At 66.6% G+C, this 11,697-nt stretch carries 7 protein-coding genes; 4 read left to right on the forward strand and 3 right to left on the reverse strand.

Annotated features, from left to right (window positions below):
• Positions 1–306: 306 nt before the first annotated feature.
• Entirely contained in the window at positions 307–1,302 is a 996-nt protein-coding gene (locus F3J44_RS05380) for an alpha/beta fold hydrolase (RefSeq protein ID WP_167070859.1), read from the reverse strand.
• A 197-nt stretch (positions 1,303–1,499) separates the two neighbouring features.
• Here F3J44_RS05380 and metR point away from each other — a divergent pair, with 197 nt between their 5' ends.
• Complete coding sequence (metR, locus tag F3J44_RS05385) at positions 1,500–2,417, forward strand: transcriptional regulator MetR (RefSeq protein WP_167271013.1); 918 nt, start codon at positions 1,500–1,502, stop codon at positions 2,415–2,417.
• On the opposite strand, the gene F3J44_RS05390 is transcribed toward metR, so the two are convergent.
• Positions 2,401–2,814, reverse strand: coding sequence for an NUDIX domain-containing protein (locus F3J44_RS05390; RefSeq protein WP_167070861.1), 414 nt, complete (start codon positions 2,812–2,814; stop codon positions 2,401–2,403). The genes metR and F3J44_RS05390 overlap by 17 nt on opposite strands.
• Positions 2,815–3,036: 222 nt before the next feature.
• Here F3J44_RS05390 and F3J44_RS05395 point away from each other — a divergent pair, with 222 nt between their 5' ends.
• Entirely contained in the window at positions 3,037–7,317 is a 4,281-nt protein-coding gene (locus tag F3J44_RS05395) for a DEAD/DEAH box helicase (RefSeq protein WP_167271015.1), read from the forward strand.
• A 267-nt stretch (positions 7,318–7,584) separates the two neighbouring features.
• On the forward strand, positions 7,585–9,195 hold the full coding sequence (locus tag F3J44_RS05400; RefSeq protein ID WP_167271017.1) for an FMN-binding glutamate synthase family protein: 1,611 nt from the start codon (positions 7,585–7,587) through the stop codon (positions 9,193–9,195).
• Between the two features lie 17 nt (positions 9,196–9,212).
• Here the strand turns inward: F3J44_RS05400 and F3J44_RS05405 are convergent, their stop codons facing one another.
• On the reverse strand, positions 9,213–10,175 hold the full coding sequence (locus F3J44_RS05405) for a glycosyltransferase family 2 protein (RefSeq protein WP_167271019.1): 963 nt from the start codon (positions 10,173–10,175) through the stop codon (positions 9,213–9,215).
• Positions 10,176–10,387: 212 nt separating this feature from the next.
• On the opposite strand from F3J44_RS05405, the gene F3J44_RS05410 reads away from it, so the two are divergent.
• On the forward strand, positions 10,388–11,509 hold the full coding sequence (locus F3J44_RS05410) for an OpgC domain-containing protein (protein WP_167271021.1): 1,122 nt from the start codon (positions 10,388–10,390) through the stop codon (positions 11,507–11,509).
• Positions 11,510–11,697: the final 188 nt, after the last annotated feature.

An 11,697-nucleotide genomic window follows, 5' to 3' on the forward strand; every position in this document is an offset into this window, starting at 1 on the left:
GTTCAAGGGGTCGACCCGGCCTTGAGACCGCATCGCGAGCTGCGCTCGCTCCTACCAAGGAGTGAAGTCACCGGTAGGAGCGAGCAAAGCTCGCGATGCGATCTGGCAGGTGCAACAGGGTTCAAGGGGTCGACCCGGCCTTGAGACCGCATCGCGAGCTGCGCTCGCTCCTACCAAGGAGCGATGTCGCCGGTAGGAGCGAGCAAAGCTCGCGATGCGATCTGGCAGGTGCAACAGCGTTCAAGGGATCGACCCGGCCTTGAGACCGCATCGCGAGCTCCTACCAGAGCCGCGCAGGGCCATGATTCAAAGCCCGGCAATATGCGTGACATCCTGCCGATGCGATTGCAGGTACGGCAGCACCGCCGCCAGCAACGGCGCCTTGAACGGCTCCTGGAAGCGGTGCGCCAGGCCCGGAATCAGCCGCAACTGGCTGCCCTGGATATGCGCCGCCAGGTGCACCCCATGCATCACCGGCAACAACGGGTCGGCCGTGCCATGCACCACCAACGTCGGCACCCGCAGCTCATTGAGCAACTGCACCCGGCTCGGCTCAGCCAGGATCGCCATGATCTGGCGCTTCGCCCCATCCGGGTTGTACGCCCGGTCATAGGCCACCGCCGCCTGGTGCAGCAGCGTCGCCCGGTCATCGTGCACCTGCGGGCTGCCCAGTGCCGCCAACAGGTCAGCCTGCTGCTCGATCGCCACCTCGCGGTTCGGTGCACTGCGCCGGGCCAGCAGTTGCACCAGCGCCGGGTCCGGCGCCGGCAGCCCGGCAGCGCCGGAACTGGACATCACCAGGGTCAGGCTGCGCACCCGCCCCGGCGCCATGGCCGCCAGGTGCTGGGCGATCATCCCGCCCATGCTCACCCCCAGCACGTGGAACTGGCCAATGCCCAAGGCATCCATCAGGTGCAAGCCGTCGCCGGCCATGTCGGTCAGCGAGTAAGGCGCGGCCACCGGCAGGCCCAGCTTGTAACGCAGCAGCTCGACGGTGAGGTTGGCCGAAGGCGGCAGCTGGTTCCAGCGAGACAAGCCGACATCGCGGTTGTCATAGCGGATGACCCGAAAGCCCTGACGGCACAAGGCCTCGACCACGTCGTCCGGCCAATGGATCAGTTGCCCACCCAGGCCCATGACCAGCAACAAGGCCGGGTCACGCGGCGCACCGACGCTCTGGTAAACCAAGCTTACCTCGCCAAGTTCGGCCCGTTGCACCGGCACGTGGGCGTCGCAACGCGGTTCGGCGAAGCTTGCCGATGCGCTGAACATAAAGAAGAAAAACAGCAAAAAAGCCCGCATGAAAGAAACACCAGAATGCAGATCCCCAGTAGAGCGCGAGTCTGATGAATTTCGTTCGGGCGCGCTGCCACAGTTCAGTGACAGTTTGATGAACCCTGCCGAGCGGTGCGGCCGATGGTCCAGTCGACAGGCAGGGGTAACATGAGCGAAACTCAACTCATTCCCTGTTTCCTGAAAATTCACCCCCGGAGTCAGCAGTGCTGGAGATCCGTCACCTGAAAACCCTTCATGCCCTGCGTGAAGCCGACAGTTTGGTGGAAGCCGCCGAGCGCCTGCACCTGACCCAGTCGGCACTGTCGCACCAGTTCAAGGAGCTGGAGGAACGCCTGGGCTTGCCCCTGTTCGTGCGCAAGACCAAGCCCATTCGCTTCACCAGCGCCGGCTTGCGCCTGCTGCAACTGGCCGATGCCACCCTGCCGCTGCTGCGCGGCGCCGAGCGCGACATCGCTCGACTGGCGGGCGGCACAGCCGGGCGCCTGCACATGGCCATCGAATGCCACAGCTGCTTCCAGTGGCTGATGCCGACCATCGACCAGTTTCGCGACGCCTGGCCGGAAGTGGAGCTGGACCTCGCCTCGGGGTTTGCCTTCGCCCCGCTCCCCGCGTTGGCCCGCGGCGACCTCGACCTGGTGGTGACCTCCGACCCGCTGGACCTGGCAGGTATCACCTACGTGCCGCTGTTCACCTACGAAGCCATGCTGGCCGTGGCCAACCAGCACCCGCTGGCCAACAAACCCTACATGGTGCCCCAGGACCTGCTCGACCAGACCCTGATCACCTACCCGGTGGAGCGCGACCGCCTGGACATCTTCACCCGCTTCCTGGAACCGGCCGACATCGAACCGGCCGCGGTACGCACCTCGGAGCTGACGGTGATGATGATGCAACTGGTGGCCAGCGGCCGCGGTGTGTGCGGGATGCCCCACTGGGCGCTGCACGAATACAGCTCGCGCGGCTACGTGAAGGGCAAGCGCCTGGGCGAGAAGGGCCTGTTCGCCACGCTGTACGCGGCGGTGCGCACCGACATGCTCGATGCGCCCTATATGCGCGACTTCCTGCTGACCGCCAAGGACACTTCCTTCGCCACCCTCGATGGGGTCAGCGCGGTGCGTTGAGCACCTGGCGGTACAGCGGCAGGATCAGGTCGCGGGTCAGGGGTGCCAGCTCCAGGGCCGGCGCCTGGTCGGCGGCCAGCCACTGCACTTCTTCGATTTCCGCCGCTGGGCTCACGGCCTCGGCGCTGTCGACGCGAAACAACTCGGCCTGCACCACAAAACCGGGCTCGTTGGCCGCCGGGGCACTGAACTGGCCCAGGTGTTCGGCCTGGTTAGGGTCGATGTGCAGGCCCAGTTCCTCTTGCAGTTCACGCACCAGGGCCTGGACGGGCGATTCCCCGGCATCGATCTTGCCGCCGGGCTGCATGAACGCCTGGGTGCCGCGCTTGCGTACCAGCAGGGTGCGGCCTTGCGGGTCGATCAGCAGGGCGGCGGCGATGCGGATGGTGTTGGGCATGGGGGGGCTCGTTTGGCAAAGGCCTGGGAGGATCCCATGGGCATCTTTGGGCTGACAAGGTCTGTGTTTCCTGTGCCGGCCCTTTCGCGGGGCAAGCCCGCTCCTACAAAGAATACGCGGGGGTCACGCTTGTAGGAGCGGGCTTGCCCCGCGAAAGGGCCGGCACAGGTTGCAGACGAACGGCCCCTTGCCAACCCGCTGCCGACCCGCCATAACCAACACATGAACCTGCCCGCCCACCAGCACCCCGTGCTCGATCTGTTCCACCCGGCCATCGGCACCTGGTTCCGCCAGCACTTCGCCACGGTCACCGATGCCCAGGCCCGTGCCTGGCCGCTGATCCACGCTGGCCAGTCGATGCTGCTCGCGGCCCCCACCGGTTCCGGGAAAACCTTGAGCGCCTTCCTCGCGGTGCTCGACGAGCTGTTTCGCCAGGGCCTGGAGCACGCTGGCGAACTTCCAGCGCACACCCAGATCGTCTACGTTTCCCCCCTCAAAGCCCTGTCCAACGACATCCGCCTGAACCTGCAGGCACCGCTCGAAGGCATCCGCCAGGCCCTCGAAGACCAAGGGCTGCAGGCCCCATGCATCACCAGCGCCGTGCGCACCGGCGACACCCCGCAAAAAGACCGCGCCGCCATGCGCAAGCGGGCCCCGCACATCCTGGTGACCACACCCGAGTCGCTGTACGTGCTGATGGGCTCGGCCTCGGGCCGCGCTGGGCTTGCCAGCGTGCACACGGTGATCGTCGACGAGATCCACGCCCTGGCGGGTAACAAGCGCGGCGCCCACCTGGCGTTGACCCTGGAGCGCCTGCAGGCGTTATGTGCTCGCCCGCTACGGCGTATCGGCCTGTCGGCTACACAGCGCCCGGTGGAGCGCGTGGCGCAGTTTCTAGTCGGCCATGGCCGCCCCTGCGCGATCGTCGATGTCGGCCATGCGCGCCAGCGCGACCTGGCCATCGAAGTGCCGCCGGTGCCCCTCGGTGCGGTGATGGCCACCGATGTCTGGGGGCTGGTCTACGACCGCTTGGCGGACCTTGCCCGTGAACACCGCACCACCCTGGTATTCGTCAACACCCGGCGCCTGGCCGAACGCCTTACCCGCCACCTCGGTGACCGCCTGGGCAAGGGCGCTGTTGCCGCGCACCACGGCAGCCTGGCCAAGGAGCTGCGCCTGGAGGCCGAGCAACGCCTCAAGCGCGGCCAGTTGCAGGTGCTGGTGGCCACGGCCTCGCTGGAACTGGGCATCGACATCGGTGATGTCGACCTGGTTTGCCAGATCGAATCGCCCGGTTCCATCGCCGCCTTGCTGCAGCGGGTTGGCCGCTCCGGGCACCAGGTGGACGGCATCCCCAAGGGCCGCCTGTTCGCCACCTCACGCGATGACCTGACCGAATGCGTGGCGCTGCTGGACTGCGTGCGCCACGGCGAACTCGACGAGGTGCACATTCCCAGGGCGCCGCTGGACGTGCTGGCCCAGCAGATCGTCGCCGAGGCCAGCAACCAGGCCTGGGAGGAAACCGCGCTGTTCCACTGCCTGCGCCAGGCCACGCCCTACGCCGCACTCGATGCCGCCCATTACCAGGCACTGCTGCGCATGCTTGCCGAGGGCTACAACGGCCGCCAGGGCGTGCGCAGCGCCTACCTGCACCGCGATGCGGTCACTGGCACCGTGCGCGGGCGGCGCGGTAGCCAGCTGACAGCGCTGACCAGCGGCGGCACCATTCCGGAAACCGCCGACTACGCTGTGCTGCTCGAACCCCAGGCCTTGAGCATTGGCAGCGTCAACGAAGACTTCGCCGTGGAAAGCATCGCCGGGGATATCTTCCAACTGGGCAATGCCTCCTACCGAATCCTGCGGGTCGAACCTGGCCGGGTGCGGGTCGAGGACGCCCAGGGCCTGCCGCCGACCATCCCATTCTGGCTAGGGGAGGCGCCGGGGCGCAGTGACGAGCTGTCCGCCGCCGTCGCCCGCCTGCAAGCCCGCCTGGATGCGCAGCTGGCGCTGAACCGGGGCGAGCTGACGGCCGTGCAACAATGGCTCCAGGCCACCTTCGAGCTGACCCCCGCCTGCGCCAGCCAGTTGCTCGACTACCTTGGCCGCACCCGCGAGGTGCTTGGCGCCCTGCCCTCGCAGCAGACGCTGGTGATGGAGCGCTTCTTCGACGAGTCGGGCGGCACCCAGCTGATTATCCATTCGCCCTATGGCAGCCGCATCAACCGCGCCTGGGGCCTGGCCTTGCGCAAGCGCTTCTGCCGCACCTTCAACTTCGAACTGCAAGCCGCCGCCAGCGAGGACGCCATCGTGCTGTCGCTGTCGACCAGCCACAGCTTCGAACTGGACGAGGTGTGGCGCTACCTGAACAGCCGCAGCGCCGAGCAGATCCTGGTTCAGGCCCTGCTCGAAGCGCCGCTGTTCGGCGTGCGCTGGCGCTGGAACGCCAGCGCCGCCCTGGCCTTGCCGCGTTTCGTTGGCGGGCGCAAGGTGGCGCCGCAAATCCAGCGGATGAAAAGCGAAGACCTGATCGCCGCCGTGTTTCCCGACCAGATCGCTTGCCTTGAGAACATCGTGGGCGAACGGCAGATTCCCGACCACCCGCTGGTTGAACAAACCCTCGATGACTGCTTGCACGAGGCGATGGATAGCGAAGGCTGGCTGGCCCTGTTGCAGCGCATGGAAAGCGGCCAGGTGCGCCTGCTGTGCCGCGACCTGCCAGCGCCCTCGCCCCTGGCGGCGGCGATTCTCAATGCCCGGCCCTACAGCTTCCTCGACGATGCGCCCCTCGAAGAACGGCGCACCCAGGCCGTGCTGAACCGGCGCTGGAACGACGTGGCCAACACCGATGACCTGGGCGCGCTGGACGCCGATGCCATCGCTGCCGTAAGGGCCGAGGCCTGGCCTGCGCCAGGCAATGCTGACGAAATGCACGAAGCCTTGATGGGCCTTGGCGCCATCAGCCAGGACGAGGTTCAGGCCAATGTTGGCTGGGACATGCTGCTGCAGCAGTTGGCCAAGGCTGGCCGGGCACTGCGCTTGGCCGATGAACGCCTGTGGCTGGCGCGCGAACGCCTGAACCTGCTGCAGGTGCTGTACCCAGGCTCGCGCCTGGCGCCTGAGCTGGGCACGCTCCCGGGCTTTGACCAGCCCATCGACCCGGACACTGCCCTGGCCGAACTGCTGCGCGCCCGCCTGAGCGGCCATGGCCCGTTGACCCTGGCCGAGGTCGCCGGGCCCCTGGGCAAGCCCGCCGTCGACGTTGAACAGGCCCTCGCCCGCCTGGAAGCCGAGGGCCTTGTGCTGCGCGGCCACTTCAGCCCCGGCGAGCAGGCGTTGCAATGGTGTGAACGGCACCTGCTGGCGCGCATCCATCGCTACACGGTCAAGCGCCTGCGCCGGGAAATCGAACCGGTCAGCCTGCAGGACTTCATGCGGTTCCTGTTCGACTGGCAGCACCTGGCCGCGGATGAGCGCCTGCGCGGCCCGCAGGCGGTGGCCGAGGTACTGGGCCAGTTGCAGGGTTTCCCCAGCGCAGCCGGTGCCTGGGAGGCCGAGTTGCTGCCCGCGCGCATCCACGACTACAGCCCGCACTGGCTCGACGATGCCTGCCGCAGCGGGCAGTTCGCCTGGAGCCGACTGGCGGCGACGGTGGCCAGCACCACCTTGGCCAGCACGCCGCTGGTGCTGCTACCCCGCGAACACCTCGGCCTGTGGCGCAGCCTGGCGCCGGTGCCGGCCCAAGATAGCCTCGGCGCGCGGGCCCAGCGTGTGCATGAAGCGTTGCAGGGGCAAGGCGCGCTGTTCTTCGATGAACTGACCGACGAGGCCCATCTACTGCCCAGCGAGTTGGAAACGGCTCTGCAGGAACTGGTGGGGGCAGGCCTGGTGGGCGCCGACAGTTTCACTGGCCTGCGCAGCCTGATTACCCCAGCGGCGAAACGCCCGTCACGCAACAGCCGCCGTGGCCACCCGCCGATGTCCAGCAGCATGGCCCACGCCGGGCGCTGGGCGTTGTTGCGCCGGGGCAGCGGCGATGTCGACGAGCAGCAGCGCCTGGAGCAGGTCGCCCGGGCGCTGCTGCGCCGCTATGGGGTGATCTGCTGGCGCTTGCTGGAACGGGAAAGCGATGTGCTGCCGCCCTGGCGGGAGTTGCTGCGCTGCTATCACCGCCTGGAGGCACGCGGGGAGATTCGCGGTGGGCGCTTCATTGCCGGGCTTGCCGGTGAGCAGTTCGCCCTGCCCGAAGCGGTCGGCCTGCTACGCCAGGTCAGGCGGCGGGCGCCCGAGGGCGCGCTGGTGATGGTCAGCGCCAGCGATCCGCTGAATGTGATCGGTACGTTGTTGCCGGGGGCGAAGGTGCCGGCGGTGAGTGGCAACCGGCTGTTGTATCGCGATGGGGTGCCGGTGGCGACACGGATCGCCGGACGATATGCGTACCTGGTCGAGGCAGCGGCCCAGGAACAGGAAGGTTGGCGGCAGAAGCTGCTGCGCGGTAGTGCGTGACGCACGCCTGTAGGAGCGGGCTTGCCCCGCGAAGCAGGCGACGCGGTGCATGGCACCGGCTTCGCCGGTGTTCGCGGGGCAAGCCCGCTCCTACAGGGGATGGTGACGCGCTTACGGGCAATGTGACTGCGCGACAGCGCAGCCCGAGAGGCCCAAGCGAGAATGATTTTCGCTACCCCGATTTTAATTTGCACTGCCACACAACTTGGCTATGGTCGGGGTTTGCACCAGGCCCTGAGCCTGACCGCGCCATCGCAAGGATCCCGTATGAGCCTGTCACTTCTCAGCCGCTATGCCTTCTTCTCCGCCTGCGTCCTGTTCACCCTGGCCAGCCTGCCGTTCCTGCACCATGAATGGCTGTGGCCGTTTACCCTGGTCACGGGCGTGCTCAGCCTGATAGGCATATTCGACCTGCTGCAGCAACGCCACGCCGTGCGCCGCAACTACCCGATCCTGGGCAACATCCGCTACCTGGTCGAGGGCATTCGCCCGGAAATTCGCCAGTACCTGCTGGAAGCCGACAGCGACGCCCTGCCCTTCTCCCGCGCCCAGCGCTCGCTGGTGTACGCCCGGGCCAAGAACGAGGCCTCGGACAAGCCCTTCGGCACCCTGATCGACGTGTACGAGTCCGGCTTCGAGTTCATCGGCCACTCCATGCGCCCGGCGCCGCTGACCGACCCGGCAAGCTTTCGCATCATCGTCGGCGGCCCGCAATGCACCCAACCCTACTCGGCGTCGATCTTCAACATTTCCGCCATGAGCTTCGGCTCGCTCAGCGCCAACGCCATCCGCGCGCTGAACAAGGGCGCCAAGCTGGGCAACTTCCACCACGACACCGGCGAAGGCAGCATCAGCCCCTACCACCGTGAGCACGGCGGCGACCTGGTGTGGGAACTGGGCAGTGGCTACTTTGGCTGCCGCACCGCCGATGGCCGCTTCGACCCCGAGCGCTTCGCCGCCCAGGCGCGAAGCCCGCAAGTGCGGATGATCGAAATCAAGATGAGCCAGGGCGCCAAGCCCGGCCACGGAGGCATTCTGCCCAAGCACAAGGTGACCCGGGAAATTGCCGAAACCCGTGGTGTGCTGATGGGCGAGGACTGCATCTCGCCATCGCGCCACAGCGCCTTCTCCACCCCGATCGAAATGATGCAGTTCATCGCCCAGCTGCGCGAGCTGTCCGGTGGCAAGCCGGTGGGCTTCAAGTTCTGCCTGGGCCACCCGTGGGAGTTCATGGGCATCGCCAAGGCCATGCTGGAAACCGGCATCCTGCCCGACTTCATCGTCGTCGACGGCAAGGAAGGCGGCACCGGCGCGGCGCCGGTGGAATTCACCGACCATATCGGCGTACCGCTGCGTGAAGGCTTGCTGTTCGTGCACAACACCCTGGTTGGCCTGAACCTGCGCGACAAGATCAAGCTCGGCGCCAGCGGCAAGATCGTCAGTGCCTTCGACATCGCCAGCGTGCTGGCAATCGGCGCCGACTGGGCCAACTCGGCGCGTGGCTTCATGTTCGCCATCGGCTGCATCCAGTCGCAAAGCTGCCACACCAACAAGTGCCCGACCGGCGTCGCCACCCAGGACCCGCTGCGCCAACGCGCCCTGGTGGTGCCAGACAAGGCCCAGCGGGTGCTGAACTTCCACCATAACACCCTGCGCGCCTTGGCCGAGATGCTGGCCGCCGCGGGCCTGACCCACCCTGAGCAACTGGAAGCCAGGCACCTGGTGCGGCGCATATCGGCCACCGAGATCAAGCTGTTCTCGCAGATGCACGTGTTCCTCAAGCCTGGGGAATTGCTCACCGGCGAGGTCAACGGGCAGTTCTATTCACGCATGTGGCAAATGGCGCGGGCCGACAGTTTCGAGCCGCAGGCAGCCTGAATGCCTTGAATCGGCTTTCAGTCTTCCTTGAAGGTAGAGCGCTGCTGCTGGCGGGCCCGGTGCCCGGCGACGGCCCGTATGACATAGCGCGGGCGGTGCTTGGCTTCCATGTAGATGCGCCCGACGTATTCGCCCAGCACGCCGATGCCGATCAGCTGCACGCCGCCCAGGAACAAGATGGCGGCCATCAACGAGGGGTAACCGGGCACCGCGTTGCCGAACAGCCATTTGTCCATGACCTGCCACAGCGCGTAGCCCAGCGCGGCCAGGGCGATGCTGCCGCCGAGGTAGGTCCACAAGCGCAGCGGCACGGTACTGAACGAGGTGATGCCGTCCAGCGCCAGGTTCCACAGGCGCCAGCCATTGAAACGGCTTTTGCCGGCCGTGCGTGCGCAGCGGTCGTACTCGACCAGCGTGGTCCTGAACCCCGCCCAGGACAACATGCCTTTCATGAACAGTTGCTGCTCGGGCATCGACTTGATCACTTCCACCACCTTGCGGTCGAGCAGGCGGAAGTCGCCGACGTTCTCCTCGATGCGGATCTGCGAGATACGGTTGAGCAGAAAGTAGAAACCCGCCGCCGTGCAGCGCTTCAAACGGCTCTCGCAGGACCGGTCACGGCGCTTGGCCAGCACCACGTCAAAGCCTGCCCGCCATTGCTCGATCAGCAGCGGGATCACCTCGACCGGGTCTTGCAGGTCGACGTCGATGGGGATGACCGCATCGCCACTGGCTTGCTCCAGCCCAGCGAACAGCGCAGCCTCCTTGCCGAAATTGCGTGAAAGGTCCACCAGCGCGACGTCGGGGTCGCCGGCAATGAGCTGGCGAATCTGCTTTTCCGTTTCATCCTGGCTGCCATCGTTGACGAACAACAGCTCGACCTGATCGGCCTCGTTGGCCAGTGCCCGGCGAACGGCATCATAAAAAGGCCGGATGGCCTTCTCTTCATTGAACACTGGCACGATCAGGGAAATGTCCATCTGCGCGGCTCCGTTACCAACATCGCGTTAGTATTAATACCAACGTAGGAGAAACCCCAGGGCCCCACCACTGACAGAAATGCCAGTTGACGCCGCCAGGCAGCGCTGCAGGGGCCAAGCGGCGTACCGGTGGTCTACCCGCCGGAGACGGCAAGGAACCCGCCCCGGCCGTGGGCGATCTTCTGTGATACTTCCAGACAGGGGCAATGACCATGAACCCAGGCCGCGACCTTCGCATCGACTTCTTCCGTGGCCTGGCCCTGGTGTTCATCTTCTGGGACCACATTCCCGACAACCCGCTGGGCAACCTCACCGTGCGCAACATCGGCTTCAGCGACGCGGCGGAAATCTTCGTGTTTCTCGCTGGCTACGCCGCCGTGCTGGCCTATGGCAAGGTCGCCCGGCGTGACGGCTGGCTGGTGGCCAGCGTGCGCATTCTGCGCCGGGTGTGGGTGCTGTACGTGGCGCATATCTTCCTGCTGGTGCTGCTGATGGGCATGGTGTTCGTGGCCAACCACCACGCCCAGCGGGACATGATCGAGGGCATGGGGCTGACCTATTTCCTCAACGACCCGCAGCAGGCGCTGGTGGACGAGCTGATGCTGCGCTTCAAGCCCAACCTGATGGACCCGTTGCCGCTGTATATCCTGCTGCTGCTTGGTTTGCCCGTGGCATTGCCGCTGCTGATGCACCGCCTGGCGTTGGCGGTGGGCTTGTCCCTGGGGCTTTATGGGCTGGTGCAGGTGTTCAAGTGGAACCTGCCGGCCCAGGCAGGCGGGGTGTGGTATTTCAACCCGTTCGCCTGGCAGTTGCTGTTCGTGCTGGGGGGCGCGATGGCCCTGCTTGGGCAGCGCACGGCCACTGCCAGGCCCAGCCCGGCCTGGCGCCAGCCGTTGTTCGTGGCCGCCACCGGCGTGGTGCTGGCCAGCGCAGTGGTGGCGCTGGCGTGGCGTTGGCCGGCCGTGCACGATGTGCTGATCCCGCGCTGGCTGGGGGAATGGATCTACCCGATCGACAAGACCAACCTGTCGCCCTTGCGCCTGGTGCAGTTCCTGGCGCTGGCCTACTGCACCGCCAGGCTGGTGGGCAGCGGGCCATGGCTGCACGGCTGGCTGGCCCGGCAGGTTTGCCGGATGGGGCGCTATTCGCTGGAGGTGTTCTGCCTGGGCGTGCTGCTGGCGCCGCTTGCCGATGTACTCAATGCCCAGGGCGGCGACCACTGGCCGGTGCAACTGCTGACCGCGCTGGGCGGGCTGCTGGCGATGCTGATGCTGGCGGGGTGGTTGGACTGGAACAAGCGGCTGGGGCAGGCGGTGCCTGTGGTTGCGGTGTAGGGGGCGCGTTGCAACCCCCTGTAGGAGCGGGCTTGCCCCGCGAACACCGGCGAAGCCGGTGCCATACACCGCGTCGCCTGCTTCGCGGGGCAAGCCCGCTCCTACAAAGGATTGCGGTGCGGGAGGGTTGGGTGATCTCCTGCGCGGCCCGCTTTCTACAAATTTTTCACCCCATCCCGTCAACGTCT

This window comes from Pantoea sp. Tr-811 (assembly GCF_011752535.1).
Classification (GTDB): Bacteria; Pseudomonadota; Gammaproteobacteria; order Pseudomonadales; family Pseudomonadaceae; genus Aquipseudomonas.